The sequence below is a fragment of the Pseudomonas sp. KnCO4 genome, from assembly GCF_045344305.1.
Classification (GTDB): Bacteria; Pseudomonadota; Gammaproteobacteria; order Pseudomonadales; family Pseudomonadaceae; genus Aquipseudomonas; species Aquipseudomonas anuradhapurensis.
This window is the reverse complement of record NZ_CP174199.1, coordinates 4,396,653-4,422,695: the sequence shown is the minus strand read 5'-3', so window position 1 is coordinate 4,422,695 and position 26,043 is coordinate 4,396,653. Positions and strand designations below refer to the sequence as shown.

At 63.7% G+C, this 26,043-nt stretch carries 25 protein-coding genes; 15 read left to right on the top strand and 10 right to left on the bottom strand.

What is annotated here, in order from left to right:
- Positions 1-30: 30 nt before the first annotated feature.
- Positions 31-1,137, bottom strand: coding sequence for an enoyl-CoA hydratase/isomerase family protein (locus ACJA3S_RS20480; protein WP_406819799.1), 1,107 nt, complete (start codon positions 1,135-1,137; stop codon positions 31-33).
- Positions 1,138-1,263: 126 nt separating this feature from the next.
- Here ACJA3S_RS20480 and ung point away from each other — a divergent pair, with 126 nt between their 5' ends.
- Complete coding sequence (gene ung, locus ACJA3S_RS20475) at positions 1,264-1,956, top strand: uracil-DNA glycosylase (protein ID WP_170032101.1); 693 nt, start codon at positions 1,264-1,266, stop codon at positions 1,954-1,956.
- 121 nt (positions 1,957-2,077) lie between these two features.
- Here ung and ACJA3S_RS20470 read toward each other — a convergent pair whose 3' ends face one another.
- From ACJA3S_RS20470 to ACJA3S_RS20450, 5 genes are all read right to left on the bottom strand, one after another.
- Positions 2,078-3,109 (bottom strand): AbrB family transcriptional regulator, encoded by a 1,032-nt coding sequence (locus ACJA3S_RS20470; RefSeq protein WP_406819798.1) that lies wholly within the window; start codon positions 3,107-3,109, stop codon positions 2,078-2,080.
- On the bottom strand, positions 3,102-4,616 hold the full coding sequence (locus tag ACJA3S_RS20465) for a tripartite tricarboxylate transporter permease (RefSeq protein WP_406819797.1): 1,515 nt from the start codon (positions 4,614-4,616) through the stop codon (positions 3,102-3,104). The genes ACJA3S_RS20470 and ACJA3S_RS20465 overlap by 8 nt, the downstream gene beginning before the upstream one ends.
- A 3-nt stretch (positions 4,617-4,619) precedes the next feature.
- Positions 4,620-5,078, bottom strand: coding sequence for a tripartite tricarboxylate transporter TctB family protein (locus ACJA3S_RS20460; RefSeq protein ID WP_406819796.1), 459 nt, complete (start codon positions 5,076-5,078; stop codon positions 4,620-4,622).
- A gap of 175 nt (positions 5,079-5,253) precedes the next feature.
- Positions 5,254-6,234, bottom strand: coding sequence for a tripartite tricarboxylate transporter substrate binding protein (locus ACJA3S_RS20455; protein WP_170032089.1), 981 nt, complete (start codon positions 6,232-6,234; stop codon positions 5,254-5,256).
- A 61-nt stretch (positions 6,235-6,295) separates the two neighbouring features.
- A complete protein-coding gene (locus ACJA3S_RS20450) occupies positions 6,296-7,585 on the bottom strand; it encodes an OprD family porin (protein ID WP_406819795.1) in 1,290 nt (429 codons plus the stop codon).
- Positions 7,586-7,784: 199 nt separating this feature from the next.
- Between ACJA3S_RS20450 and ACJA3S_RS20445 the strand changes: the two genes are divergently transcribed.
- Together ACJA3S_RS20445 and ACJA3S_RS20440 are read left to right on the top strand one after the other, a co-directional pair.
- On the top strand, positions 7,785-8,456 hold the full coding sequence (locus ACJA3S_RS20445; protein ID WP_186677597.1) for a response regulator: 672 nt from the start codon (positions 7,785-7,787) through the stop codon (positions 8,454-8,456).
- Positions 8,449-9,828, top strand: coding sequence for a sensor histidine kinase (locus ACJA3S_RS20440; RefSeq protein ID WP_406819794.1), 1,380 nt, complete (start codon positions 8,449-8,451; stop codon positions 9,826-9,828). The genes ACJA3S_RS20445 and ACJA3S_RS20440 overlap by 8 nt, the downstream gene beginning before the upstream one ends.
- 66 nt (positions 9,829-9,894) lie before the next feature.
- Here ACJA3S_RS20440 and ACJA3S_RS20435 read toward each other — a convergent pair whose 3' ends face one another.
- Together ACJA3S_RS20435 and ACJA3S_RS20430 are read right to left on the bottom strand one after the other, a co-directional pair.
- Positions 9,895-10,701: an HDOD domain-containing protein gene (locus ACJA3S_RS20435; protein ID WP_170032077.1), complete on the bottom strand. Its 807-nt coding sequence runs from the start codon at positions 10,699-10,701 to the stop codon at positions 9,895-9,897.
- Between the two features lie 55 nt (positions 10,702-10,756).
- On the bottom strand, positions 10,757-11,698 hold the full coding sequence (locus ACJA3S_RS20430) for a YgfZ/GcvT domain-containing protein (protein WP_406819793.1): 942 nt from the start codon (positions 11,696-11,698) through the stop codon (positions 10,757-10,759).
- A 134-nt stretch (positions 11,699-11,832) separates the two neighbouring features.
- Here ACJA3S_RS20430 and ACJA3S_RS20425 point away from each other — a divergent pair, with 134 nt between their 5' ends.
- Together ACJA3S_RS20425 and ACJA3S_RS20420 are read left to right on the top strand one after the other, a co-directional pair.
- Positions 11,833-12,087, top strand: coding sequence for a succinate dehydrogenase assembly factor 2 (locus tag ACJA3S_RS20425; protein ID WP_170032071.1), 255 nt, complete (start codon positions 11,833-11,835; stop codon positions 12,085-12,087).
- Entirely contained in the window at positions 12,071-12,529 is a 459-nt protein-coding gene (locus tag ACJA3S_RS20420) for a protein YgfX (protein ID WP_406819792.1), read from the top strand. Before ACJA3S_RS20425 ends, ACJA3S_RS20420 begins: the two co-directional genes overlap by 17 nt.
- A gap of 117 nt (positions 12,530-12,646) precedes the next feature.
- On the opposite strand, the gene nadB is transcribed toward ACJA3S_RS20420, so the two are convergent.
- Positions 12,647-14,251 carry an L-aspartate oxidase gene (gene nadB, locus ACJA3S_RS20415; protein WP_406819791.1) on the bottom strand — a complete coding sequence of 535 codons (1,605 nt, stop codon included), beginning with the start codon at positions 14,249-14,251 and terminating at the stop codon, positions 12,647-12,649.
- Positions 14,252-14,685: 434 nt separating this feature from the next.
- On the opposite strand from nadB, the gene rpoE reads away from it, so the two are divergent.
- From rpoE to ACJA3S_RS20395, 4 genes are all read left to right on the top strand, one after another.
- A complete protein-coding gene (gene rpoE / locus ACJA3S_RS20410; RefSeq protein ID WP_003252049.1) occupies positions 14,686-15,267 on the top strand; it encodes an RNA polymerase sigma factor RpoE in 582 nt (193 codons plus the stop codon).
- A gap of 31 nt (positions 15,268-15,298) precedes the next feature.
- Positions 15,299-15,889 carry a sigma-E factor negative regulatory protein gene (locus ACJA3S_RS20405; protein WP_186685180.1) on the top strand — a complete coding sequence of 197 codons (591 nt, stop codon included), beginning with the start codon at positions 15,299-15,301 and terminating at the stop codon, positions 15,887-15,889.
- A gap of 12 nt (positions 15,890-15,901) precedes the next feature.
- On the top strand, positions 15,902-16,864 hold the full coding sequence (locus ACJA3S_RS20400) for a MucB/RseB C-terminal domain-containing protein (protein WP_406819790.1): 963 nt from the start codon (positions 15,902-15,904) through the stop codon (positions 16,862-16,864).
- A 220-nt stretch (positions 16,865-17,084) separates the two neighbouring features.
- A complete protein-coding gene (locus tag ACJA3S_RS20395) occupies positions 17,085-18,485 on the top strand; it encodes a DegQ family serine endoprotease (protein WP_406822282.1) in 1,401 nt (466 codons plus the stop codon).
- 61 nt (positions 18,486-18,546) lie between these two features.
- Here ACJA3S_RS20395 and ACJA3S_RS20390 read toward each other — a convergent pair whose 3' ends face one another.
- Positions 18,547-19,749, bottom strand: a complete 1,203-nt coding sequence (locus ACJA3S_RS20390) for a hypothetical protein (protein ID WP_406819789.1) — start codon at positions 19,747-19,749, stop codon at positions 18,547-18,549.
- A 217-nt stretch (positions 19,750-19,966) separates the two neighbouring features.
- On the opposite strand from ACJA3S_RS20390, the gene lepA reads away from it, so the two are divergent.
- The 6 genes from lepA (at position 19,967) to pdxJ (ending at position 26,004) form a co-directional block, all read left to right on the top strand.
- Positions 19,967-21,766: a translation elongation factor 4 gene (gene lepA, locus ACJA3S_RS20385; protein WP_025340425.1), complete on the top strand. Its 1,800-nt coding sequence runs from the start codon at positions 19,967-19,969 to the stop codon at positions 21,764-21,766.
- A gap of 5 nt (positions 21,767-21,771) precedes the next feature.
- Positions 21,772-22,626, top strand: a complete 855-nt coding sequence (gene lepB, locus ACJA3S_RS20380; protein ID WP_170032050.1) for a signal peptidase I — start codon at positions 21,772-21,774, stop codon at positions 22,624-22,626.
- A 161-nt stretch (positions 22,627-22,787) separates the two neighbouring features.
- The gene (rnc, locus tag ACJA3S_RS20375; protein ID WP_003258487.1) at positions 22,788-23,477 is read left to right on the top strand and encodes a ribonuclease III; all 690 of its coding nucleotides are present in this window, start codon (positions 22,788-22,790) and stop codon (positions 23,475-23,477) included.
- Positions 23,470-24,372 carry a GTPase Era gene (gene era / locus ACJA3S_RS20370; protein WP_170032047.1) on the top strand — a complete coding sequence of 301 codons (903 nt, stop codon included), beginning with the start codon at positions 23,470-23,472 and terminating at the stop codon, positions 24,370-24,372. The genes rnc and era overlap by 8 nt, the downstream gene beginning before the upstream one ends.
- Before the next feature lie 164 nt (positions 24,373-24,536).
- Positions 24,537-25,220 (top strand): DNA repair protein RecO, encoded by a 684-nt coding sequence (gene recO, locus ACJA3S_RS20365; RefSeq protein WP_170032044.1) that lies wholly within the window; start codon positions 24,537-24,539, stop codon positions 25,218-25,220.
- A gap of 61 nt (positions 25,221-25,281) precedes the next feature.
- Positions 25,282-26,004, top strand: coding sequence for a pyridoxine 5'-phosphate synthase (gene pdxJ, locus ACJA3S_RS20360; protein WP_189665547.1), 723 nt, complete (start codon positions 25,282-25,284; stop codon positions 26,002-26,004).
- Positions 26,005-26,043: the final 39 nt, after the last annotated feature.

Genomic DNA, 26,043 nt, shown 5'->3' with positions numbered 1-26,043 from the left:
CGGGGGGCGTCATGCGCCCCCCTCTCGAAGCTAATCCAGGTCTGCCAGCGGGTGGCGGCCTTCCCACACCTTGGCAAAATGCGCCTCGACCACCGCCGCCGGTACCTGTGCCACATCCGGCCAGTGCCAGCGCGGCTGGTTGTCCTTGTCCAGCAGGCGCGCGCGTACCCCTTCGCTGAATTCCGGGTGGCGACAGCAGTTCAGGCTCATGCCGTATTCCATCTGGAACACCTGCGCCAACGACAGGTGGCGTGCCCGACGAATCTGCTCCCACACCAGGTGTGCCGTCAGCGGGCAGCCGGCATGCAATTGTCGGCCGGCCTCGGCCAGCAGCGGGTCGTCGTGGTGCTTGAGCCCTTCCAGGGCCCGCCAGGCCGCGGCCGCATCGGCTACGTCGAGCAACTGGTCGATGACCTGCCGTCGTGGCAGCCACTGGGCTTCGGGCAGTTCGGCGCAGGCCCGGTGCTGTTCGGCCTTGAGCAGGCTGTTCAGTTGCAGCGCGGTCTGCTCCTGCCAGTTCAGCTGCAGCAGTTCCTCGATCAGCGCCTCCTGCTGGTATTCGCCCAGGAAGCGATCGGCCAGGCCCAGGTCAAGGGCGTCGTGGGCATTGATCGGCGCCCCCGTCAGGCCAAGGAACAAGCCCAGCTTGCCGGGCAAACGGGCAAGGAACCAGCTGGCGCCCACGTCCGGGTACAGGCCGATGCTGATTTCCGGCATGGCCAGCCGACTGCTGGGGGTGACGATACGCACATTGGCACCTTGCAGCAGGCCCATGCCGCCGCCCAGCACGTGCCCATGCCCCCAGCACAGCAGCGGCTTGGGGTAGGTGTGCAGGGCGAAGTCCAGGCGGTATTCGGCGGCAAAGAAGGTGGCGGCCAGCGGAGGTACGCTGCCGGGGTGGTCGCGGCAGGCATGCGCCAGCGCGCGCACATCGCCCCCTGCGCAGAATGCCTTGCTGCCGTTGCCGCGCAGTAGCACGCAGACGACCCCGGGGTCTCGGGCCCAGGCGTGCAACTGCTCGCCCAATACTTCGATCATCGGCAGGTTCAGGGCGTTGAGCGCCTTGGGCGCATCCAGGGTGGCGATGCCGATGCGGGCGCCATCGGCGCCGGTGAGTACCTCGCAATGAATGGCCATGGACTACCTCGCGCAAGTCATCGCACAAGTATGGCTTGCCTGGCCGATCATGCCGGTCGTCGGTCGGATCGTTTGACAAGCGCACAAGGCTTACCTAGTGTCGCGCCATTGTTTACGGAAGGCCCCATGACTGACGACGATCGCATCAAACTCGAACCCGGCTGGAAGGCCGCGTTGCGCGCCGAATTCGACCAGCCCTACATGCATCAGCTGCGCGAGTTCCTGCGTAGCGAATATGCCGCTGGCAAGGAGATCTACCCGCCAGGGCCGCTGATCTTCAATGCGCTCAATTCGACGCCGCTGGACCAGGTGAAGGTGGTGATCCTCGGCCAGGACCCGTATCACGGGCCGGGGCAGGCGCATGGCCTGTGTTTCTCGGTGCAACCGGGTGTGGCCACGCCACCGTCGCTGGTCAACATCTACAAGGAATTGCAGCGTGACCTGAATATCCCGATCCCCAACCATGGCTACCTGCAGAGCTGGGCCGAGCAGGGCGTGCTGCTGCTCAACACGACCATGACCGTGGAGCGTGCCAATGCAGCATCACATGCCAAGAAGGGCTGGGAATTGTTTACCGACCGGATCATCCAGGTGGTCAGCGAGCAATGCCCGAACGTGGTGTTCCTGCTGTGGGGCTCGCATGCGCAAAGCAAGCAGAAGCTGATCGACGGGACCAAGCACCTGGTGCTGAAGTCGGTGCATCCGTCGCCACTGTCGGCTTACCGCGGGTTCCTGGGCTGTGGGCATTTCAGCCGCACCAACAGCTTCCTCGAACAGCGCGGGCTGACCCCGATCAACTGGGCACTGCCGCCGCTGTGAGCAGCTGCAACAGCGCGGCGCCTTGTTCCGGGTGAACCTGCACCCACAGCGATCGCGCGCGGCACATGAGTGCCGTGCAGTCCCTGTGGCAGCGGGTTTGCCCGCGAAGCGTCCGGCGCAGTCACTGCGCCTTGGCATTCCACAGCCGGAACAGCGGCTCTGCCAGAAACAGCACCAGCAACAGCCGCATCACCTGCAGCGCCGTCACCAGCGGCACCGACAGTTGCAAGGTCTCGGCGGTCAGGCTCATCTCGGCAATTCCCCCGGGCATCATGCCCAAGGTCAGCGAGCGCAGGTCCAGCGCAGTCATCACGCTCAGCACCCAGGCGGCGCTGGCGGCGATCGCCATGCACAGCGCAGTGGCGACCAAGGTGCGCAGGAGGAAGGAAGGCGCGCGGCGGAAGAATGCCCGGTTGAAGTGACAGGCCAGGCCGCTGCCGATCAGCCACTGGCCGATCTGGCTGGCGCCGTGCGGCAGGGCGATCTGCAGGCTGCCCGCCAGGCTCAGCGTAGCCGCCACCAGCAATGGCCCGAACAACCATGGATTGGGTTGGCGCAAGCGCTGCCAGAGCAACGCAGCCGCCACTCCCAGCGGAGCGATAAGCGCCAGCCAGCCCCAGCTCACGCTGCCGGTGTGATTCAGCGGTACCCCGTCACCCAGCAGGAACTTGAACAGTGCCGGTACGCACAGCACCACCGCGAGCACGCGCAAGCTCTGCGCCGCGGCCACCTGGCTGAGCACCGCGCCATTGCGCGCGCCAAGGTTGACCATCTCCCCCGAACCGCCGGGCATGCTGGCGAAGAACGCCGTAGCGCGGTCCTCGCCGGTGCGCCGCAGCAGCCATACGCTGAGCACGCTGGACACGGTGGTGAACAGCGCGCCGAAGAAGATCAGCGCGAAATGGCTGGCCACTTGCTCGATCACCGCCGGGGTGAAGTGCAGGCCGATACCGATGCCGATGATCCATTGCCCGCATTTGCGCCCGTTGGGGATTTCCGGCAGTTGCCAGGGCGTCAGGCAGCGTACCAGGATGATCGCCAGCAGCGCGCCGACCATCCACGGCAATGGCCAGCCGACCTGGCTGGCGGCAAAACCACCAGCAAGGCCGACCAGCCCGGTCGCGACAAACAGCGGCAAGCCACGGTCAGGCATCGGCCATCGCCCGGCGTTGCAGGCTGCGTTTGCGCCAGCTGCGCAGCAGCGGCAAGGTCAGCATGCAAAGGGTCAGCACCCATACCGACATGCTGATCGTGCTAGACCAGAGGATGCCCAGCTCACCGTTGGAGATCGACAGCGCCCGGCGCAGGTTCTGCTCCATCAGCCCGCCAAGGATGAAGCCGAGCAGGATCGGCGACAGCGGGAAGTCCAGCTTGCGCAGGATGTAGCCCATGATGCCGATGCCGACCATCAGGAACAGGTCGAAGGTGGTGGCATGCACGGCGTACACACCGATCGCGGTGATGATGGCGATCACCGGCACCAGTGCCCAGTTCGGCACGGCGAGGATGCGGGTAAAGATGCGGATCATCGGAATGTTGAGGATCACCAGCATGATGTTGGCGATGAACAACGAGGCGATCAGGCCCCAGACGATGTCTGGCTGCTGTTCGAACAACAGCGGGCCGGGGGTGATGTTGTACAGGGTCAGTGCCCCGATCATCACCGCCGTGGTACCCGAGCCGGGTACGCCCAGCGTCAGCATCGGCACCAGGGCACCGCAGCAGGATGCGCCGATGGCGGTTTCCGGGGCGGCCAGGCCGCGGGCATCACCCTTGCCGAAATTGCCTTTTTCGCCCGCCAGGCGTTTCTCGGTCATGTAGGCAACGGCGCTGGCCAGGGTTGCACCGGCGCCTGGCAGCACGCCCATGACGAAGCCCAGCAGGCCGCAGCGGATGTTCACCACGAACACCGAGGCGGCTTCCTTGAGGTTGAACAGCATGCGCCCGGTGGCCTTGACCGCCTGGTGGCCGTGGTGGGTCTTTTCCAGCAGCAGGAGGATTTCGCTGATGGAGAACAAGCCCAGCACCAGCACCACGAACTGGATGCCGTCGGCCAGGTGCACGCTGTCCCCGGTGAACCGGTACACGCCACTGTTGGCGTCGATACCAACGGCCGACAGGAACAGGCCGATCAGTGCGGCGATGAAGGTTTTCAACGGCTTGTCACCGGCCATGCCGCCAAGGGCGACGATGGCAAAGACCATCAGCACGAAGTATTCCGCCGGGCCGAAGGCAATCGCCCATTTCGCCAGCAGCGGGGCGAACAGCACCATGCCGCAGGTGGCGATCAAGGCACCGATGAACGAACTCCAGGCCGACAGTGACAGCGCCACGCCAGCCAGGCCGTTGCGGGCCATCGGGTAACCATCGAGGGTGGTCATCACGGTCGAAGCTTCGCCCGGGATGTTCAACAGGATCGAGCTGATGCGGCCGCCGTACTCGCAGCCCAGGTACACCGCGGCCAGCAGGATCAGCGCCGATTCCGGCGGCAAGCCGAGGGCGAAGGCGATGGGGATCAGCAGGGCCACGCCGTTGATCGGGCCCAGGCCAGGCAGCAGGCCGACCACGGTGCCGATCAGCGTGCCGGTAAGGGCGGTGACCAGGTTGTAGGGGGACAGGGCGACGCCGAAGCCCTGGCCCAGGTAGCTCAAGGTATCCATGTGTCAGTTCTCCAGTACGCTCAGCAGGCCAAGGGGCAGGGGCACGTCCATCACCCGGTCGAACAGCCAGTAGAGGAACAGGCTCATGCCTGCCACCACGATGAAGCTGTGCAGCCAGCGACCGCCATACAGGCGGGCCATGGGCACGCCGATCAGGATGCTACTGAGGATGAAACCCAGGGCTTCGAAGGTGCTGGCGAACACGATCAGCAGGCCGACGCAGGCGCTGATCTTGGTCAGGGTCTCGCGGTCCAGTTCCGGCTCGTCGTCCTTGCGCACGATGGGCGTGGGGCGGAACACCAGGTACAACAGGCCCAGGCCCATCAGGCCGAGCATCAGCAGCGGATAGGCACGCGGGCCCACCGGCTCATAGGAAAACGCCGCCTGGTAGGGCCAGGCCATCACGGCCAGGGCGGCACATACCGCCAGCAGGACCAGGGCGAAGATGCGTTGCAGGATCATCAGGGAATCCTCTGGTTTTTCGGCAAGACGCAGATCCTTTGCAGGCGCGGCCTTGCGTCGCGAAGGGCGGCAAAGCGGCCCCGGGATTTCAGCATCGCTGCGCAAATTGCCGGGGCTGCCTTGCAGCCCTTTCGCGACACAAGGCCGCTCCTACAAAGAGCGAGCGGCGTTGGCGTTACTGGATCAGGCCGAACTCCCGGGCCAGGGTCTTGTAGTCAGCCACCTGCTTCTTCACGTAGCCGTCCAGCTCCTCGCCGGTCATGGCGAACGGGAACAGCTCGCGCTGGTCACGCAGCTTGGCGAAGTCTTCCGAGGCCAGCATCTTGTCGAACGACTGCTTCCACCAGGCGTAGTCTTCGTCGCTCACCTTTGGCCCCAGGTAGAAGCCGCGTACCACTGGCCAGACGATGTCGTAGCCCTGTTCCCGGGCGGTGGGGATGTCTTTCATCTCGGGCTCGTCCAGGCGGTTTTCCGAGAACACCGCGAGGATGCGCATGTTGCCGCTCTGAATGTGTGGCATGGAGTCGGAGATGTCGGTCGAGCCCACCTGGATGTGCCCGCCCAGCAGCGCCGTAGCGATTTCGCCACCGCCTTCGAGGGCCACGTAGCGCAGGTCACGCGGGTTGATGCCTGCCGCCTTGGCGATCAACGCGGTCTGCATCCAGTCCTGGCTGCCAACGGTACCGCCCGAGCCGATCACCACCTTGCTCGGGTCTTTTTTCAGCGCCGCTACCAGGTCATCGAGGGTCTTGTAGGGGGAGTCGCTCTTCACCGCGATGGCGCCGTAGCTGGTGCCGACGGCGGCCAGCCATTTCACCGCGTTTTCGTCAAAACGGCCGAACTTGCCCTGGGCCAGGTTCAGCAACGAGCCGCTGGACCAGGCCACCAGGGTCCCGGCATCGGCCGGCCGTTGGGCGACCACCGCGTTGTAGGCCACCGCGCCGACACCGCCTGGCATGTAGGTGACGCGCATCGGCTTGCTGAGGATCTTTTCCTGCACCAGGGCGCTTTGCACCAGCTTGCAGGTCAGGTCGAAGCCGCCACCGGGCGAGGCGGGGGCGATGCATTCAGGGCGTTTCGGTTCGCCCGCAAGGGCATTGCCGGCCAGCAGCAGGCAGCCGGTGGCGAGGACGAGGCGGCGCAGGGAAAAAGTCATCGTTCATCTCCGTAAGCGTTGTTGTTATCGGTTTTTACCGCTGTTGGGTTAGTGCGATCGGTTACCACAGCGCCACGCTGTAGCTCACCAGCAGCCTGACTTCATCGGCATCACGGGCGAAATTGGAGCGGAAGGTGGCGTTGCGCAGGCGTACGGCAACGTTTTTCAACGGGCCGCTTTGCACCACGTACTTCATTTCGGTATCGCGTTCCCATTCCTTGCCCTCGCCACCGGCGGCGCGGCTGACATTGTCGCCGCTGATGTAGCGGGTCATGAACGTCAGGCCGGGCACGCCGAGCGCGGCGAAGTTGTAGTCATAGCGCGCCTGCCAGGAACGCTCGTCGGCGTTGGCAAAGTCGTTGATCTGGACGAAGTTGACCAGGTACGGGTCGGCGCCATCGATGTAGGGGAAGGCACTGTCGCCGGACAGCTGCTGCCAGGCGGCGCTGACCTTGTGCCCGCCCAGGGCATAGCTGAGCATGCCGTTGATGGTGGTGTTGTCGATGTTGCCGGCCTTGGCAGCGCCAGCGTCGTCGCTCACGGCCAGGCGCAGGTCGGCGCCGAAGGTGCCCGGGCCCCACGGCTGGGTGGCGAGCAGGCCGATGAAGTGCTGGCGGTAGATGTCGTCCAGCTGGGCGAAGTGGTAGCTGCCGGTGATGCGATCGGTGAACTGGTAGTCGAGGCCGGCCAGGTCCAGGTTGTCGGCGCTGAACGAGCCGCCGAAGCGCCCGTTCTTGTTGTTCAGCGCCAGGTCTTCCCAGTTGGTGTCGTTGCGGTCCTTGGCCTTGTCCAGGCGGCCGCCGGTGAAGGTCAGGCCCTTGATCTCCTTCGAGGTGAGCAGGCCGCCTTCAAAGGTTTGCGGCAGGATGCGCCCGTCGTTGGGCTGCAGGGTCGGCAATTCCGGGATCAGGGTACCGATCTTGAGTTCGGTTTGTGACACCTTGACCTTGCCGGTCAGGCCCAGCTTGGAGTACTCGTCGGCGGCCTTGCCGTCATCGTGGGTCGGCAGCAGGCCGGTATCGGTGCGGTCGGGGCTGGAGTCGAGCTTGATGCCGAGCATGCCCAGTGCATCCAGGCCGAAGCCTACGGTGCCATCGGTATAGCCGGACTCGAAGTTGAGGATGAAGCCCTGGGCCCATTCGTCGCGCTTGGATTGCTGCGCGCTGGTGCCGTCGCGGAAGTCGCGGTTGAAGTACATGTTGCGGGTTTCGAAGGTGGCCGTGCTGTCTTCGAAGAAGGCGGCCTGGCTCATCGGGGCGACACCGGCAAGCGCAAGGGCGCTGGCGATGGCAGAAGGGCGTGCGGCAAAGGAACGGGTAGGCGCGAACGCCTGCGGCTGCAATGACAGCATCACTGATGGCTCCGATTATTGTTCTTATTCGTTGCACCTTGCTGGTGCTTTTTCGGCGCGAAGGGCGACCGTGGTGCGATGCTAGGTAATCAACCTTTCGCTAACCTTTCAGCGTGAAAGGTTTGTCGACGGGGGCTTCACAGGCCTGCCGACAGCGGTACACTCCGCGCCACCGCCCCACCCGAGCAGGGAGAATCCGATGCGTGTGCTGCTGGTCGAAGACCACCTGCAACTGGCCGAAAGCGTGGCCCAGGCCTTGAAGAGCCATGGCCTGACCGTGGACGTGCTGCATGATGGCGTGGCCGCCGACCTGGCCCTGGCCAGCGAGGAATACGCCGTGGCCGTGCTGGATGTCGGCTTGCCGCGCATGGACGGCTTCGAGGTGCTGGCGCGCCTGCGCGGGCGCGGCAAGACCTTGCCGGTGCTGATGCTGACGGCGCGCAGCGACGTCAAGGATCGCGTCCACGGCCTGAACCTTGGCGCAGACGACTACCTGGCCAAGCCGTTCGAACTCACCGAGCTGGAAGCCCGGGTCAAGGCCTTGTTGCGCCGCAGCGTGCTCGGTGGCGAGCGCCAGCAACGCTGTGGGCCGCTGGTATACGACCTGGACACCCGACGCTTTGCCCTGGGTAACGACAACCTCACCCTGACCTCGCGCGAACAGAGCGTGCTGGAAGCGTTGATCGCCCGCCCGGGCCGGGTAATGAGCAAGGAGCAACTGGCTGCCCAGGTGTTCGGCCTGGATGAAGAGGCCAGCCCTGACGCCATCGAGATCTATATCCACCGGCTGCGCAAGAAGCTCGACGGTCACCCGGTTGCCATCGTCACCTTCCGCGGCCTGGGCTACCTGCTCGAGCACCGCGATGCGTGACAACGGCAGCCTGCGCGGGCGCTTGCTCGGCAACCTGGCCTTGCTGCTGGTGGTGCTGATGCTGGCCAGCGGCCTGAGCGCCTACTGGAATGGCCGCGAAGCTGCCGACACGGCTTATGACCGCACCTTGCTGGCCTCTGCGCGGACCATTGCCGCAGGCCTGTCCCAGCGGGACGGTTCGCTCAGTGCGGACGTGCCGTACGTGGCCCTGGACACGTTCGCCTACGACAGTGCCGGGCGCATCTATTACCAGGTGCTGGACATCCAGCAGCGGCTGATCTCCGGCTACGAGAACCTGCCGCCACCGCCGCCGGGCACGCCGCGTACCGATGACTACCCGGCACTGGCGCGGTTCTACAACGCCAGTTACCTGGGCCAGGACGTGCGTGTGGTGAGCCTGTTGAAGGCGGTGAGCGAACCCAACATGAACGGCATGGCGGAAATCCGCGTGGCCGAGACCGAGGAAGCCCGGGTGCGCATGGCCCGTGGCTTGATGGCCGATACCCTGCTGCGCCTGGGCATGCTGGCGCTGGGTGCGCTGGTGCTGGTGTGGTTTGCCGTGAGTGCCGCGTTACGGCCACTGGAGCGCTTGCGTACGGCGGTGGAGGAGCGCCAGCCGGACGACCTGCGGGCTTTGCCGGTGGTGCAGGTGCAACATGAGCTGGGCCCGCTGGTACGGGCCTTGAACCACTTCACCGAGCGCTTGCGCGGCCAGTTCGAGCGCCAGGCGCAATTCATTGCCGACGCTGCCCACGAGTTGCGTACCCCGCTGGCTGCGCTCAAGGCCCGGGTCGAGCTGGGTTTGCGCTCGTCCGAGCCGCAGGAATGGCGGCAGACCTTGGAATCTGCCGCGCAGGGCACCGATCGCCTGACCCACCTGGCCAACCAGTTGCTGTCACTGGCGCGGGTCGAGAACGGCGCGCGGGCGATTGCCGAAGGCGGCGCACAGCGCCTCGACCTCAGCCAGCTGGCGCGCGAACTGGGCATGGCCATGGCTCCGCTGGCTCACAAACGCGGGGTGGCGCTGGCCCTGGAAGCCGAAGCACCCGTGTGGCTCAAGGGTGAACCGACGCTGCTCAACGAGCTGTTGAGCAACCTGGTGGACAACGCCCTGGCCCATACGCCAGCGGGCGGCAACGTGATCTTGCGGGTGCTGGCGCCCGCCGTGCTGGAGGTAGAGGACGACGGGCCGGGGATTCCCGAGGCCGAGCGTGAGCGGGTGTTCGAACGCTTCTATCGGTGTAGTGCGCAGGGCAGCGGGCTCGGGTTGGCCATTGTGGGCGAAATCTGCCGGGCGCACCTGGCCCAGGTGAGCCTGCATGATGGTGCCAAGGGCGGCTTGCGGGTGCGGGTGAGTTTCATCGCTGATTGATGGGTCGCCGGTACCGGCCCTTTCGCGGGCTTGGGCCGTGAAGAAGCCGGCACTGGCCGACGCCGGTCAGCGCAACATGCTCCGCGCGTCGATCAGTTCATCCACTTCCAGCTCGGTGCCGAACGGCAAGCCCAGGTGGCGGTAGGCGGGCAGCGCCGCCAATGGCCGATGGCGGCCGCGCTGGCTGATGCAGCGGGCGATCTGCACGATGTCGATATAGTCGATGCTGTCGGTCTGCCGGTCCAGGTCCTGCACCTGGCTCGGCAGGTTGACCAGTTGTTCCGGAAACTCCCATGCCTTGAGAATCTTGTCGCCCAGCACTGGCTGGATGTGCTCGATCACGTAATGCAGGCACACCGGGTCGGACAGCAGCTCGTTGTGCTCTTCGGCATAGATCAGTACCGGCAGCGCGCCAATCTGGTGAACCAGCCCGCCGAGGGTGGCCTGGTCGGGCTTGAGCTGGGTAAAGCGGCGGCAGATTTCGTAGCTGATGCCTGCCACATCCAGGCTGTTGGCCCAGATATCGCGTAGCTTTTGTTCAACCGCCGGCGCGCGGGCGTGAAAGATCTGCTCGATGACCAGGCCAATGGCCAGGTTGCAGCTGTAGTTGATACCCAGCCGCGTGATGGCGGTATGCAGATCGGTGACTTCGATCGCTGCGCGCAGCAGCGGGCTGTTGACGACCTTGATCAGGCGCGCCGAAAGCGCCGCATCGCGACCGATCACCTTGCTCAGGGCCGCTACGCTGATTTCGCTGTCTTCCGCTGCCTCGCGGATGCTCAGGGCAACCTCGGGCAGGGTCGGCAGGACCAGGTCATCCTTTTCGATGGCCTCGAGCAATTGTGCTTGAACCATCTCGGCCAGCTTGTTCATGGGCGTGTCTACCGCAGTGGTGGTGCGGCCCCGCCGCAAGAGCGGGGCAGGCTGGTCAGCGCTGGATTTCCCGGTCGCGGTCCAGTTCGTAGGGCAGGCTCAGTACCTGCAGGCGCGGGCCGCCGAGGCTGCCCAGGTGCAGGTTGTCGTCGGCCACCGCTTCGGCACTGAGTACCGCGAGCAGCTCGCAGCCGCTGCCGGTGCTGGCAGCCAGGACCACTTCACCGACCGACGAGCCATGGGTAGGCGAGAAAATTTCCTCACCCGGAGCCGGAATGGCCTGTTGGTCCAGGGCCAGGCGGTACTGGCGGCGCTTGAGCTTGCCCAGGTACTGCATGCGGGCGACGATTTCCTGCCCGGTGTAGCAGCCTTTCTTGAAGCTTACGCCGTCGACGGCCTGCAGGTTGATCATCTGCGGAATGAACAGCTCACGGGTCGGCCCCATGACCTGGCCGATGCCGGCACGCACCTGGCCCAACAGCCAGTCGTTGAGGCTGCCTTCCGGCAGGGCGGCGGCCAGGGCCTGGCGTACCTTGCCGGCGTCATCGGCGGGCGCCCACAACTCCACGCGGCCTGCCGAAACGGCGATCGCGATCAGGCCTGCATGCCGGACGGTGCTGCCGGCGGCTGCGGGCACGTCGAGCCCCAGCGCCTGCAGGGCCGTAGCGCCATCCTGCACACCGAAACGTGCCCATGCGGCGCTTTCATCGGCCAGTGTGGCCTTGGAGAACACGGCGTATTTCTTCAGATCGGCCAGCTGTGCCTCGAGCAGTTCGCTGGCCATGGCCAGCAGGTAGCCGTTGCCTTCGGGCAGGATGCGGAAGCTTGACTGCATGCGCCCCTTGACCATGCAGCGGGCACCGAGGCTGGCGTGTTCCTGGCTGAGGTAGTTGATGTTGCAGGTCAGCTGGCCCTGCAGGAACTTGCCTGCATCGGAGCCGCGGACGGCGAGGATGCCCTCGTGGGACAGGGGGCAGAAGAAAGCGGAATCGGCCATGGGTCATCGCGGTGGCTTAAAGACTGGCGGCCATCATAGAACGCCGGTAACAAAATAGGTAGGTGACTAGACCAACGCCCGGTGTCGCTTCGCTCGCCTGGCTGTATACTGGCGGGCCATTCGAGGAGGGCCCCATGGTCGAACAAACTGAACTCAACCGGCTTTTCTGGCACAGCCGCCGCGGCATGCTGGAACTGGACGTCCTGCTGGTACCTTTCACCCAGGAAGTCTACCCCACGCTCAACCAGGCTGACCGCGAACTCTACGTGCGACTGCTGAGCTGCGAAGATCAGGACATGTTCGGCTGGTTCATGGAGCGCACCGAGTCCGAAGACCCGGAGCTGCAGCGTATGGTCCGCATCATCCTGGACCGTGTCCAGCCCAAGTGAGTGCTTCGAGTGCCGCTGGCAAGGCTCGCGCCTGCTGCTGACGGCCTACCTGGTGTGCCAGGTGCTGGCGTGGCTCGCCATAGCGGCGAGCCCGCTGTCCGGCTGGCAGGCCCTTGCCGTTGCCGCCGTCTGTATCGCCCACGCTGGCTGGGCCATCCCCCGACGTATTCTGCTGACCCATGAGCATGCCGTGACTGGCCTGCGCCGTGATGCGCGCGGCTGGCACGTGTTCAGTCGTGCCCTCGGCTGGCAGCCGGTGCGCTTGTGCCGCGACAGCGTGGCGTTGCCGGCGCTGGTGGTGTTGCGTTTCGAGCGGGCGGGGCGATGGGTGGGGGAGAGCCAGTGTGTGCCGCGGGATGCGCTGGGGGCCGATGAGCACCGGCGCTTGCGGGTGCGGTTGAAGTTCAGCCGGCGCAGGTGGGCAGGGGTGAGCCGGGCATAAAGCCATACCGAGTTGGCTTCTGCGCGGGCTTGCCCGCTCCCACAGGTACTGCGCAAGGCTGCAAGGCAGCGGGATCTCTGTGGGAGCGGGCGCGCCCGCGAGGGCCGCGACGCCGATTCAAATCGGGCTGAGGATGGTGTCCCTGGCCTCGGCCAGCATTCCCGGGTAATCCAGCGTGTAATGCAGCCCACGGCTTTCCTTGCGCTGCATGGCCGAGCGGATCATCAGCTCGGCCACCTGCGCCAGGTTGCGCAGCTCGATCAGGTCGCGGCTGACCTTGTAGTTGCTGTAGAACTCATCGATTTCGTCCAGCAACAGACGAATGCGGTGCTGGGCCCGCTGCAGGCGCTTGCTGGTGCGCACGATACCAACGTAGTCCCACATGAAGCGCCGCAGTTCATCCCAGTTGTGCGCGATGATCACGTCTTCGTCCGAATCGGTGACCTGGCTGGCGTCCCAGCCGGGCAGGGCCTTGGGCATGGCCACTTCATCCAGGCAGGCCTGGATGTCAGCTGCGGCAGCGCGGCCATAGACGAAGCATTCCAGCAGCGAATTGCTGGCCATGCGGTTGGCGCCATGCAGGCCGGTAAAGCTGGTTTCGCCGATGGCATACAGCCCTGGCACATCGGTGTGGCCGCGGTCGTCCACCATCACCCCGCCACAGGTGTAGTGCGCCGCCGGTACCACCGGGATCGGCTGGCGGGTGATGTCGATGCCAAACGCCAGGCAGCGCTCATGGACGGTGGGGAAGTGGCTCTTGATGAACTCGGCCGGCTTGTGGGTGATGTCCAGGTAGACGCAATCCACACCCAGGCGCTTCATCTCATGGTCGATGGCGCGGGCCACGATGTCACGCGGGGCCAGCTCTTCGCGTGGGTCGAAGCGTGGCATGAAGCGCTCGCCATTGGGCAGGCGCAGCAGGGCGCCTTCACCACGCAGGGCTTCGGTGATCAGGAAGCTCTTGGCTTGCGGGTGGTACAGGCAGGTCGGGTGGAACTGGTTGAATTCCAGGTTCGCCACCCGGCAACCGGCGCGCCACGCCATGGCGATGCCATCGCCGCAGGCACCATCGGGGTTGCTGGTATACAGGTAGACCTTGGCTGCGCCGCCGGTGGCCAGCACGGTGAAGCGCGCGCCGAAGGTGTCCACTTCGCCAGTGTTGCGGTCAAGCACGTAGGCACCCAGGCAGCGTTCGCCAGGCAAACCCAGGCGCCGTTCGGTGATCAGGTCGACCGCCACGCGCTGCTCCAGCAACTGAATGTTCGGGCGCAGGCGGGCCTGGGCCAGCAGCGTGGTGAAGATGGCGGCACCGGTGGCGTCGGCAGCATGGATTATGCGCCGGTGGCTGTGGCCGCCTTCGCGGGTCAGGTGGAACTCGAAGCCACCATCGTCGACGCTGTAGTGCTCGTCACGGGTAAACGGCACGCCTTGCTCGATCAGCCATTCGATGGCTTCCCGGCTGTGCTCGACGGTAAAGCGCACCGCCTCTTCATGGCACAGGCCACCGCCCGCGTTGAGGGTATCCTCGACATGTGACTGCACGGTATCGCTATTGTCCAGCACCGCTGCGACACCACCCTGGGCCCAGAAGGTCGAGCCATTGGCCAGGTCGCCCTTGCTGAGCACGGCGACGCGCAGGTGGCTGGGCAGGTTCAGTGCCAGGCTGAGACCGGCGGCACCGCTGCCGATCACCAGGACATCATGTTGGAATTGTTGGCTCATGTCGGGACACTAGTATTCTTCGGAAGGGGCGCGGCACAATAGTCACGCGCCGATGGCATTGTGAAACTATCGTTAAGGCTGGCCGGGTTGCCTTTATAGCAGCCCAGGCTGGCCAATTTCCATGCCGTTTGCCTGGTCGCGACAACCTTTGTGGGAACTTTCCGATAACGCAGGAAATCCTATGAAGGCTGCCCGTACGCCACAATTTACCGCGGCGACGCAGGGCGGCAGGCCTGTCCAGGCTGTCCCTGCGTACTCGAAACCTGATTATCGACGTAGCCGGCCGTGACCGTGCAGCGTCTTTCGTGCAAGCCGACCAAGGGCTGCAGGAAACTTGCTTGGAGGGGAGAACTTTTGCGCAAAGCCCGAGTCTATGGTTGCAAGCCTGATCGATGGCTGCTGCAACGCTCCTTCGAGTTCACTGAGGAGTGTTCATGCTAACCCAGGAAGAGGATCAGCAGCTTGTCGAGCGTGTGCAACGCGGCGACAGGCGAGCGTTCGATCTGTTGGTGCTGAAGTATCAGCACAAGATTCTCGGGTTGATCGTGCGGTTCGTTCACGATACCCACGAGGCCCAGGATGTAGCACAGGAAGCCTTCATCAAGGCCTACCGTGCGCTTGGCAATTTCCGCGGCGATAGCGCGTTCTATACGTGGCTTTACCGCATCGCCATCAACACGGCGAAGAACTACCTGGTGTCCCGTGGAAGACGGCCACCAGACAGCGATGTGAGCTCCGAGGATGCGGAGTTTTACGACGGCGATCATGGTCTCAAGGATCTCGAGTCCCCAGAGCGCTCGTTGTTGCGGGATGAAATCGAAGGCACTGTCCATCGCACCATCCAGCAACTGCCGGAAGACCTGCGCACGGCCCTGACGCTGCGTGAGTTCGATGGACTGAGTTACGAAGACATTGCCAGTGTCATGCAATGTCCGGTGGGTACCGTGCGCTCTCGAATCTTCCGCGCTCGGGAGGCCATAGACAAAGCCCTGCAACCTTTGCTGCAGGAAACCTGAGACAGCGGCGACAGCCAAGAGAGGAACCGCCATGAGTCGTGAAGCTTTGCAGGAATCGCTGTCCGCGGTAATGGATAACGAAGCGGACGAGCTTGAACTGCGTCGGGTATTGAATGCCGTCGACGATACTGAAACCCGTGCCACCTGGTCGCGCTACCAGGTCGCCCGTGCAGCCATGCACAAGGAGCTGCTGCTGCCGAACCTGGATATTGCGGCGGCGGTTTCTGCGGCACTGGCTGACGAAGCCGTGCCGGCCAAGGTCAAGAAGGGCCCGTGGCGCAGCATTGGCCGCCTGGCGGTGGCTGCCTCGGTTACCGTCGCGGTGCTGGCCGGTGTGCGCATGTACAACCAGGACGAGATCACTGGCGCCGAGCTCGCAGCCCAGCAACCTGCCCAGCAAGGCGTGACCGTGCCACAAGCACAGGGCCCGGCCGTTTTGGCAGGCTATAGTGAGAGCAGTGAGCAACCGACCGGGCCGATGGCCAACGGCGTGCTGCAGAACCAGGCCGGCTGGGATCAGCGTCTGCCGGGCTATCTGCGCCAGCATGCCCAGGAATCCGCGCTCAAGGGCACTGAAACCGCATTGCCGTATGCCCGCGCCGCAAGCCTGGAAAACCGTTAAGTAAGGAGGATCATGCGCGCGCTACCTCTCCTGTCGCTGCTGATTGGCAGCTGCATGACGGTGCCAGCATTGGCGGCCAACTCATCGCCCGAGGCGGGCGAGTGGTTGAACAAGCTGGCACGGGCCGAGCAAGAGCAGAGCTATCAAGGCTCTTTTGTCTACGAACGTAACGGCAGCTTCTCCTCCCACGAGATCTGGCACAAGGTTGAGAATGGCAAGGTCAGCGAGCGGCTCCTGCAGCTCGATGGCGCGGCCCAGGAAATCGTGCGCGTGGATGGCAAGGTAGCGTGCGTCAGCGGGGCTTTGGCCAACGGTGTGACGCCACCTGCGGACGCTGCCCAGCGTGTGCTTGATCCACTGAAACTGATGGGTTGGTACGATTTGAGCGTGGCGGGCAAGTCGCGGGTCGCCGGGCGCGATGCCGTGATCGTGACGCTCAACCCGCGTGACCAGCACCGCTATGCCTTCGAAATGCATCTGGACCGCGCCACCGGGCTGCCGCTGCGCTCGTTGATGATCAACGACAAGGGGCAGTTGCTCGAACGCTTCCAGATGACCCGTCTCGATACTGCCGTGCCCAGCGATGAAGAACTGCGTGCGAGTGCTGCCTGCAAGCCCGTGCAGCGTGTTGCTGCCGCCGCCAATGACAAGGTTGCCGGCTGGCGTTCGGACTGGTTGCCGCCAGGGTTCGAGCTGGTCAACAGTTCGGTGCGCCGTGATCCGAAGCAAGGTGGTGTGGTCAGCAGCCTGATGTATGACGATGGCCTGGCGCGTTTCTCGGTGTTTCTGGAACCGGTAAGCGATGATGGCGGAACCGACATGCGCACCCAGCTTGGCCCGACCTCGGCAGTATCGCGGCGCCTGAACACGCCCAAGGGCAAGGTGATGGTGACCGTGGTCGGCGAAATTCCGCTGGGTACTGCAGAGCGCGTGGCGCTGTCCATGCGCCCTCAGGACGCCCAGGCGCGCCAGTGATTGCGCGCCTTGCCGGGCAGGCATGTCGGCTGTGCCAAGGCGAGCGGACAGGCGCCTGAAATGAAATTAAAGCATTGTCATTTGCAATCCTTCGGCAAATTTTCTATAGGTCAGGCTTCTTGGAGCCTGGCCTTTCCTGCTTTGGGCAGGGCCTTTCTAAACTACCGCTCGTTGTGACGGGAGCCGTATGTCAATACCACGCTTGAAATCCTACCTATCGATGTTCGCCGCCGTGCTGATGCTCGGCCAGGTGCTCACCGCCCAGGCCGAGGAAGCCCTGCCGGACTTCACTACCCTGGTCGAACAGGCCTCGCCAGCCGTGGTCAACATCAGCACCAAGCAGAAACTGCCGGACCGCCGCATGGCCGCCGGAGAAATGCCTGACCTGGAAGGCCTGCCGCCGATGTTCCGCGAGTTCTTCGAGCGCAACATGCCGCAGCAGCCACGCTCGCCGCGCGGTGACCGCCAGCGCGAGGCGCAGTCGCTGGGTTCGGGCTTCATCATTTCCAGCGATGGCTACGTGCTGACCAACAACCACGTGGTGGCCGATGCCGACGAGATCATCGTCCGCCTGTCGGACCGCAGCGAGCTGCAGGCCAAGCTGGTCGGCACCGACCCACGCACTGATGTGGCCCTGCTCAAGGTCGACGGCAAGAACCTGCCGACGGTGAAACTGGGTGACTCCGAGAAGCTGAAGGTGGGCGAATGGGTGCTGGCCATCGGTTCGCCGTTCGGCTTCGACCATTCGGTGACCAAAGGTATCGTCAGTGCCAAGGGCCGTACCCTGCCCAACGATACCTATGTGCCGTTCATCCAGACCGACGTGGCCATCAACCCGGGTAACTCTGGCGGCCCGCTGTTCAACATGAATGGCGAGGTGGTGGGCATCAACTCGCAGATCTTCACCCGTTCCGGTGGGTTCATGGGCTTGTCGTTCGCCATCCCGATCGACGTGGCGATCGATGTCTCCAACCAGCTGAAGAAAGACGGCAAGGTCAGCCGTGGCTGGCTGGGTGTGGTGATCCAGGAGGTCAACAAGGACCTGGCTGAGTCGTTCGGCCTGGACAAGCCGGCCGGCGCCCTGGTAGCCCAGGTGCTGGAAAACGGCCCGGCCGCCAAGGGCGGCCTGCAGGTCGGTGACGTGATCCTGAGCATGAACGGCCAGCCGATCATCATGTCGGCAGACCTGCCGCACCTGGTGGGCAGCCTCAAGGATGGCGAGAAGGCCAAGCTGGAAATCATCCGCAACGGCAAGCGCCAGACCCTCGACATCAGTGTCGGTGCGTTGCCCGACGATGATGACGAGATCGCTACCGGTGCCGAAGGCAGTGCCGAGCGCAGCAGCAACCGCCTGGGGGTATCGGTGGCCGACCTGACTGCCGAGCAGAAAAAGTCGCTTGAGCTCAAGGGTGGCGTGGTGATCAAGGAAGTCCAGGATGGCCCGGCGGCAATGATCGGCCTGCGTCCAGGTGACATCATCAGCCACCTGAACAACCAGGCCATCGGCTCGGCCAAGGAATTCACCGAAATCGCCAAGGAACTGCCGAAGAACCGTTCGGTGTCGATGCGTGTGCTGCGCCAGGGCCGCGCGAGCTTCATTACCTTCAAGCTGTCAGAATAAGCCAGCTCAGCTGACACAGAAAATCCGGCGCATTGAGCGCCGGATTTTTTTGTACGGACAGTCAGTTCTGTATCGCTGTGACCGTACCGATAACACCGATTGCGGCAGTGGCATTGTAGCCCAGCAAAGTGTTGCGCCCGTGGTACAAGCACATCACGGCTTCTTGGTTGCCAATCAGCGCCGCTGCTGGGTGGTAATCGGGATCGATCGAACCGTCCAGCAGGTAACGCCTGTAGAGGTAGGTTTCGCCGATGCCAAAGGTAATCAACCTGCCATTAGCGTCGAGTGAAGCGCTGTACCAGGCGGTCGCTTCGCCATCGACCACGGGCTTGCCCTGATTGAATGCCGGATCGATTGTTCCTTGGGCAGTGAATTGCCAATGAAAGGCACGGCGCGGGAGTTTCTCGTCGGCCGGCAAGTGGCCAGCAACGGCCAACGAGCCATTTGGCCTGCGCAGCAATGTCGTGATCCGGGTGGCTTGCCCCAGCGCTTGAAACGCAATGATGCCATCCTCGCCGAAAGCTCCATCGAGCACACCGTCATTGTCATAGCGCGCTATGAACCCCTCGCTGGAGCCAGTGGGTAAAACATGTGACCCGCTGACGAAGAAGCCGTCTTCCAGCTGCACCAGTGCCCCGATCTCGACCGGGCCTTCGTCGCGCGCGACCTGGATCTCGATGAACCTACCGTGAGGAAAGCCTGGCTCGCCGTTCAGGTCCATGCGGTAGACGCGGGGTTTTGGTGAGGGCATGCCGGAATCGCCGGATAGATTGAGCGCCGCCAGGAAGTGTGAGCCGCTTGCCGTCAGTCGTCCGCTTCCGTTTACCATGGCAGCGTCTTCCGGTAGCTCCAGTGCGAACGGCGGGTTCAAGGGCGAGCCGTCCTGGTCTAGCAACAGCAGCATCGGCTTGGGCGCGGGGGGATTCGAGACGCTAGTGAACCCCAGCATGGCAATCGTTCCGTCGGATAAAACGGCCAAGGCTTCTGGTTTTGAGTGTTCACTTTGGTTGAACCTGTCGACGACTTTGCCTCCAACGCCAAATGCGGTATCCAGGTTGCCCATTGGCGTCAGGCGGGTGATGGCATAGTGCGATCTTCCGCTGTTGTCAGAGGCCTGGGCGCTGGCCAGGATGTTGTCTCCCTGCAGCACCATGGCAGTCAATTGCCGGCTGAGTGTCGGCCCGAAAAAATCGGGAAGTTCGGCATTGCCCTCCTGCCCAAACGATCTGTCGTAATCTCCTGCCTGCTTCCTCGTACTCATCATGGTCATTTCCTCGGGGTAGGACAGCCGAGGTTAGGCAGATGGAGTATTCCTGTGTACTGGCAGAAATATCAGGTGCCTGGGCGGAAAAATGCACAAGTTTCGGTTGCTTGTGCCGATCGGTCGGCCAGTGGGCGTGGCAGCACGTTCCGGCTTGAGGTACAATTCCCGGCTATTTTTCGGCGGGCGTCCGGCTCGCAGCCTTTTCGAGTGTTGACCCGTGAGTGATTTGAGTCATATCCGCAATTTCTCCATCATCGCCCACATCGACCATGGCAAGTCGACGCTGGCCGACCGTTTCATCCAGATGTGCGGTGGCCTGTCGGCACGCGAAATGGAAGCCCAGGTGCTCGATTCCATGGACCTGGAGCGCGAGCGCGGTATCACTATCAAAGCCCACAGCGTCACGCTCAACTACAAGGCGCAGGACGGCAAGGTCTACCAGCTGAACTTCATCGATACCCCCGGCCACGTCGACTTCACCTACGAAGTCTCGCGTTCGCTGGCGGCCTGTGAAGGTGCACTGCTGGTAGTTGACGCCGGCCAGGGCGTCGAGGCCCAGTCCGTGGCCAACTGCTACACCGCCATCGAGCAGGGCCTGGAAGTCATGCCGGTGCTGAACAAGATGGACCTGCCCCAGGCCGACCCGGACCGCGTCAAGGACGAAATCGAGAAGATCATCGGCATCGACGCCACCGATGCCGTGGCCTGCAGTGCCAAGAGTGGCATGGGCGTGGACGAGGTGCTCGAGCGCCTGGTGCAGACCATCCCTGCGCCGGAAGGCGATATCGAGGCGCCGCTGCAGGCGCTGATCATCGACTCCTGGTTCGACAACTACCTGGGCGTGGTCTCGCTGGTGCGCGTGCGTCATGGCCGCGTCAAGAAAGGCGACAAGATCCTGGTCAAGTCCACCGGCAAGGTGCACCTGGTCGACAGCGTCGGCGTATTCACCCCGAAACACACCCAGACCGCCGACCTGAAGGCCGGTGAAGTGGGCTTCATCATCGCCAGCATCAAGGACATCCACGGTGCCCCGGTAGGTGACACCCTGACCCTGTCCTCCACCCCTGAAGTGGAAGTGCTGCCAGGCTTCAAGAAGATTCAGCCGCAGGTCTATGCCGGGCTGTTCCCGGTCAGCTCCGACGACTTCGAGGACTTCCGCGATGCCTTGCAGAAGCTGACCCTGAACGACTCGTCACTGCAGTACATGCCGGAAAGCTCCGATGCCCTGGGCTTCGGCTTCCGTTGCGGCTTCCTCGGCATGCTGCACATGGAGATCATCCAGGAGCGCCTGGAGCGCGAATACGACCTGGACCTGATCACCACTGCGCCAAGCGTGATCTACGAGCTCGAGCTGAAAACCGGCGAAACCATCACCGTCGACAACCCGTCGAAGCTGCCGGACGTCTCGGCAGTCGCCGATTTCCGCGAGCCGATCGTCACCGCAACCATCCTGGTGCCGCAGGAGCACCTGGGCAACGTCATCACCCTGTGCATCGAGAAGCGTGGCGTGCAGCGCGACATGCAGTTCCTCGGCAGCCAGGTGCAGGTGCGCTACGACTTGCCGATGAACGAAGTGGTGCTGGACTTCTTCGACCGCCTCAAGTCCACCAGCCGCGGCTATGCTTCGCTGGACTATCATTTCGATCGCTACCAGTCGGCCAACCTGGTCAAGCTGGACGTACTGATCAACGGCGACAAGGTCGATGCGCTGGCCCTGATCGTGCACCGCGACAACGCGGCCTACAAAGGCCGTGCGTTGACCGAAAAGATGAAAGAACTGATCCCTCGGCAGATGTTCGACGTGGCGATCCAGGCAGCTATCGGCGGCCAGATCATTGCGCGTACAACCGTCAAGGCACTCAGAAAGAACGTACTGGCCAAGTGCTACGGTGGTGACGTCAGCCGTAAGAAGAAACTGCTGGAGAAGCAGAAGGCCGGTAAGAAACGCATGAAACAGGTGGGCAACGTGGAGATTCCACAGGAAGCCTTCCTCGCCGTGCTCAGGTTGGATAGCTAGGTCCTATGTCGCTAAATTTCCCGCTGTTGCTAGTCATCGCCGTCTTCGTCTGCGGTCTGCTGGGCTTGATCGACCTGCTGTTCCTGGCCCCGCGCCGGCGTGCGGCAATCGCCAACTACCAGGGCAGCGTCAGCCAGCCCGAAATGGCGGTGGTCGAGCGCCTGGGCAAGGAGCCATTGCTGGTCGAATACGGCAAGTCGTTCTTCCCGGTGCTGTTCATCGTGCTGGTGCTGCGTTCGTTCCTGGTCGAGCCGTTCCAGATTCCTTCCGGGTCGATGAAACCGACCCTGGAAGTGGGCGACTTCATCCTGGTGAACAAGTTCTCGTACGGCATCCGCCTGCCGGTGATCGACAAGAAGGTCATCGAGGTGGGCGACCCGCAACGCGGTGATGTGATGGTGTTCCGCTACCCAAGCGACCCGAACGTCAACTACATCAAGCGTGTGGTCGGCCTGCCGGGCGACCAGATCCGCTATACCAACGACAAGCGGTTGTTCGTCAACGGCCAGCCGATTGCCGAACAGCTGGTGGGCACCGAGCCGGGCACCCTGGGCAGCGCCGAGCTGTACAAGGAAAAGCTCGGCGAGGTCGAACACCTGATCCGCAAGGAAATGAGCCGTTACCGCATGCCGCCGGACCAGCAATGGACCGTGCCGGCGGGCCATTACTTCATGATGGGCGACAACCGCGACAACTCCAACGACAGCCGTTACTGGGATGACCCGAACATTCCCAAGGAACTGCACGGCATGGTTCCGGACCGGAACATCGTCGGCAAGGCTTTCGCAGTATGGATGAGCTGGCCAGAGCCCAAACTCAGCCACCTGCCCAACCTGTCGCGGGTCGGCCTGATCCATTGATACCCATCGGCGCTGGCCAGCAGGCAGCGCCGAATGCATTTCTGACATAGGCTGTGTTCTCAAGGATCGGGAGATTCGCCGTACATCGCGGCGGGCCACAGCCAAACAGTCTTTCAGGATGTTGATTTGAACAACGCGTTGAACAACGAACGGGTGGCTGCATGAGTGCTCCCCTTGCCCGTCTGGAGCGAAAGCTCGGTTATACCTTCAAGAACCAGGACCAGATGCTCCTGGCGCTGACGCATCGCAGCTACGCCGGGCGCAACAACGAGCGCCTGGAGTTCCTCGGTGACGCCATTCTCAACTTCGTCGCTGGCGAGGCGCTGTTCGAGCGCTTCCCGCAGGCCCGCGAAGGCCAGCTGTCGCGCTTGCGCGCACGCCTGGTCAAGGGCGAGACCCTGGCCCGCCTGGCCCGTGGTTTCGACCTGGGTGACCACCTGCGCCTGGGCTCTGGCGAGCTCAAGAGCGGTGGCTTCCGCCGCGAGTCGATCCTGGCCGATGCCCTGGAGGCGCTGATTGGCGCCATCTACCTGGACGCAGACATGGAAACGGCACGGGAACGCGTACTGGCCTGGCTGGCCGACGAGTTCGAAGGCCTGACCCTGGTCGATACCAACAAGGACCCGAAAACCCGCTTGCAGGAGTTTCTGCAGTCGCGCAGCTGCGAGCTGCCGCGCTACGAAGTGGTGGATATCCAGGGCGAACCGCACTGCCGCACCTTCTTCGTCGAATGCGAAGTGGTGCTGCTGAACAACAAGAGCCGTGGCCAGGGCGTCAGCCGGCGTATTGCCGAGCAAGTCGCCGCCGCATCTGCACTGATCGCCCTGGGCGTGGAGAATGGCAATGACTGATAGCAACCCGACCCGCTGCGGCTATGTGGCCATTGTCGGCCGCCCCAACGTCGGCAAGTCGACCCTGCTCAACCACATCCTGGGGCAGAAGCTGGCGATCACCTCGCGCAAGCCGCAGACCACCCGCCACAACATGCTCGGCATCAAGACCGAGGGTGATGTGCAGGCCATCTATGTCGACACGCCCGGCATGCACAAGGCCAACGACAAGGCCCTGAACCGCTACATGAACCGTAACGCTTCGGCGGCCCTGAAGGACGTCGACGTGGTGATTTTCGTGGTCGACCGCACCCGCTGGACCGACGAAGACCAGCTGGTGCTGGAGCGCGTGCAGTACGTCACTGGCCCGGTCATCCTGGCGGTCAACAAGACCGACCGCATGGACGAGAAGGCCGAGCTGATACCGCACCTGCAGTGGTTGCAGACGCAATTGCCGAATGCCGAGATCGTGCCGATTTCCGCACAGCAGGGGCACAACCTGGAATCCCTGGAAGCACTGATCGCCAAGCACCTGCCGGAGAACGAGCACTTCTTCCCGGAAGACCAGATCACCGACCGCAGCAGCCGCTTCCTGGCCGCCGAGCTGGTACGCGAGAAGATCATGCGCCAGCTCGGTGCGGAGCTGCCGTACCAGATCACCGTGGAAATCGAGGAATTCAAGCAGCAGGGCCATGTGCTGCACATCCATGCGCTGATCCTGGTCGAGCGTGACGGCCAGAAGAAGATCATCATTGGCGACAAGGGCGAGCGCATCAAGCGCATCGGCTCTGATGCGCGCAAGGACATGGAAGTGCTGTTCGACGCCAAGGTAATGCTCAACCTGTGGGTCAAGGTGAAGGGCGGCTGGTCCGATGACGAGCGTGCCCTGCGTTCGCTGGGCTACGGCGACCTCTAAGCCTCGCGCGGTTCCCTGTAGGAGCGGCCTTGTGTCGCGATGGGCTGCATAGCAGCCCCATAATCTATACAACAGTCGGCATCTTTGGGGCCGCTGCGCGCCCCATCGCGACACAAGGCCGCTCCTACCAGGGCCAGCGCAAGCTCCGCGGCGAGTGATCTTTCATGGAACAACCTGTCGGCCAGCCAGCCTACGTACTGCACAGCCGTGCCTACAAGGAAACCAGCGCGCTGGTGGACTTCTTCACCCCGCAGGGGCGCATGCGCGCCGTATTGCGCCGGGCGCGCGGCAAGGGCGGCAGCCTGGTGCGCCCGTTCGTGCCGCTGGAGCTGGAGTTGCGCGGGCGTGGTGAGCTGAAGAATGTCGGGCGAATGGACAGCGCCGGCATTGCCGCCTGGTTGCACGGCGATGCCTTGTTCAGCGGCTTGTACCTCAACGAGCTGCTGATGCGCCTGCTACCTGCCGAAGCGCCGTTCCCGGCCCTGTTCGAGCATTACACCCTGACCCTGCAGGCCCTGGGCGCCGGGCGCCCACTGGAGCCACTGCTGCGCGCCTTCGAATGGCGACTGCTGGACGAGCTCGGCTACGCATTTTCGCTGCAGCATGATGTCAATGACCAGCCAATCGCGGCCGCCGGCCTGTATCGCTTGCGCGTGGATGCCGGCCTGGAGCGGGTTGAACTGGCGCAACCCGGGTTGTTCCGCGGTATCGAGCTGTTGGCCCTGGCCGAAGCCGACTGGGATGCCCCCGGCGCCTTGCTGGCTGCCAAGCGCCTGATGCGCCAGGCGTTGGCGGTGCACCTGGGAACAAAACCGCTGGTCAGCCGGGAACTGTTTCGCAAGCGTTGATCACGACGTATGCTGTGGGGCTCAATCTTCAGGAGAGCCTTTCGTGACTCACAGCAACCGCATGCTTCTCGGCGTAAACATCGACCACGTGGCGACCCTGCGCCAGGCCCGGGGCACGCGTTACCCTGATCCGGTCAAGGCTGCTCTGGATGCCGAAGAAGCAGGCGCCGATGGCATCACCGTGCACCTGCGTGAAGACCGCCGGCATATCCAGGAGCGTGACGTGCTGCTGCTCAAGGATGTGTTGCAGACGCGCATGAACTTCGAGATGGGCGTCACCGAAGAAATGATGGCCTTTGCCGAGAAGATTCGCCCGGCGCATATCTGCCTGGTACCGGAAACCCGTCAGGAGCTGACCACTGAAGGTGGCCTGGACGTGGCGGGCCAGGAGGCACGGATCAAGGCGGCGGTGGAGCGCCTGGCGCGTACCGGTGCCGAAGTGTCGCTGTTCATCGATGCCGACGAACGCCAGATCGAGGCCTCGCGCCGAGTGGGGGCGCCAGCCATCGAACTGCACACCGGGCGTTACGCCGACGCCCAGACCCCGACCGAAGTGGCCGAAGAGCTCAAGCGTATTGTCGATGGCGTGGCGTTTGGCGTGGGCCAGGGGCTGATCGTCAATGCCGGCCACGGGCTGCATTACCACAATGTCGAGGCGGTGGCGGCGATCAAGGGTATCAATGAACTCAACATCGGCCATGCGCTGGTGGCGCATGCCCTGTTCGTTGGGTTCAAGGCCGCGGTTGCCGAGATGAAGGCGCTGATCGTGGCCGCTTCGCGCTGAGCCCCGGGCAGCCCGTAACGGCCTCTTCGTCGGCAAGCC

Bases quoted from the DNA above. Each gene is read 5' to 3' on its own strand.
- nadB (WP_406819791.1), bottom strand. From the start codon at position 14,251: ATGAGCCAACAATTCCAACATGATGTCCTGGTGATCGGCAGCGGTGCC.
- lepB (WP_170032050.1), top strand. From the start codon at position 21,772: ATGTCGCTAAATTTCCCGCTGTTGCTAGTCATCGCCGTCTTCGTCTGC.
- ACJA3S_RS20430 (WP_406819793.1), bottom strand. From the start codon at position 11,698: ATGGCCGATTCCGCTTTCTTCTGCCCCCTGTCCCACGAGGGCATCCTC.
- ACJA3S_RS20395 (WP_406822282.1), top strand. From the start codon at position 17,085: ATGTTCGCCGCCGTGCTGATGCTCGGCCAGGTGCTCACCGCCCAGGCC.
- rnc (WP_003258487.1), top strand. From the start codon at position 22,788: ATGAGTGCTCCCCTTGCCCGTCTGGAGCGAAAGCTCGGTTATACCTTC.
- ACJA3S_RS20435 (WP_170032077.1), bottom strand. From the start codon at position 10,701: ATGAACAAGCTGGCCGAGATGGTTCAAGCACAATTGCTCGAGGCCATC.
- recO (WP_170032044.1), top strand. From the start codon at position 24,537: ATGGAACAACCTGTCGGCCAGCCAGCCTACGTACTGCACAGCCGTGCC.
- ACJA3S_RS20445 (WP_186677597.1), top strand. From the start codon at position 7,785: ATGCGTGTGCTGCTGGTCGAAGACCACCTGCAACTGGCCGAAAGCGTG.
- ACJA3S_RS20425 (WP_170032071.1), top strand. From the start codon at position 11,833: ATGGTCGAACAAACTGAACTCAACCGGCTTTTCTGGCACAGCCGCCGC.
- pdxJ (WP_189665547.1), top strand. From the start codon at position 25,282: ATGCTTCTCGGCGTAAACATCGACCACGTGGCGACCCTGCGCCAGGCC.
- ACJA3S_RS20455 (WP_170032089.1), bottom strand. From the start codon at position 6,234: ATGACTTTTTCCCTGCGCCGCCTCGTCCTCGCCACCGGCTGCCTGCTG.
- ACJA3S_RS20450 (WP_406819795.1), bottom strand. From the start codon at position 7,585: ATGCTGTCATTGCAGCCGCAGGCGTTCGCGCCTACCCGTTCCTTTGCC.
- rpoE (WP_003252049.1), top strand. From the start codon at position 14,686: ATGCTAACCCAGGAAGAGGATCAGCAGCTTGTCGAGCGTGTGCAACGC.
- ACJA3S_RS20390 (WP_406819789.1), bottom strand. From the start codon at position 19,749: ATGATGAGTACGAGGAAGCAGGCAGGAGATTACGACAGATCGTTTGGG.
- ACJA3S_RS20400 (WP_406819790.1), top strand. From the start codon at position 15,902: ATGCGCGCGCTACCTCTCCTGTCGCTGCTGATTGGCAGCTGCATGACG.
- ACJA3S_RS20470 (WP_406819798.1), bottom strand. From the start codon at position 3,109: ATGCCTGACCGTGGCTTGCCGCTGTTTGTCGCGACCGGGCTGGTCGGC.
- ACJA3S_RS20405 (WP_186685180.1), top strand. From the start codon at position 15,299: ATGAGTCGTGAAGCTTTGCAGGAATCGCTGTCCGCGGTAATGGATAAC.
- ACJA3S_RS20465 (WP_406819797.1), bottom strand. From the start codon at position 4,616: ATGGATACCTTGAGCTACCTGGGCCAGGGCTTCGGCGTCGCCCTGTCC.
- era (WP_170032047.1), top strand. From the start codon at position 23,470: ATGACTGATAGCAACCCGACCCGCTGCGGCTATGTGGCCATTGTCGGC.
- ung (WP_170032101.1), top strand. From the start codon at position 1,264: ATGACTGACGACGATCGCATCAAACTCGAACCCGGCTGGAAGGCCGCG.
- ACJA3S_RS20440 (WP_406819794.1), top strand. From the start codon at position 8,449: ATGCGTGACAACGGCAGCCTGCGCGGGCGCTTGCTCGGCAACCTGGCC.
- ACJA3S_RS20480 (WP_406819799.1), bottom strand. From the start codon at position 1,137: ATGGCCATTCATTGCGAGGTACTCACCGGCGCCGATGGCGCCCGCATC.
- ACJA3S_RS20460 (WP_406819796.1), bottom strand. From the start codon at position 5,078: ATGATCCTGCAACGCATCTTCGCCCTGGTCCTGCTGGCGGTATGTGCC.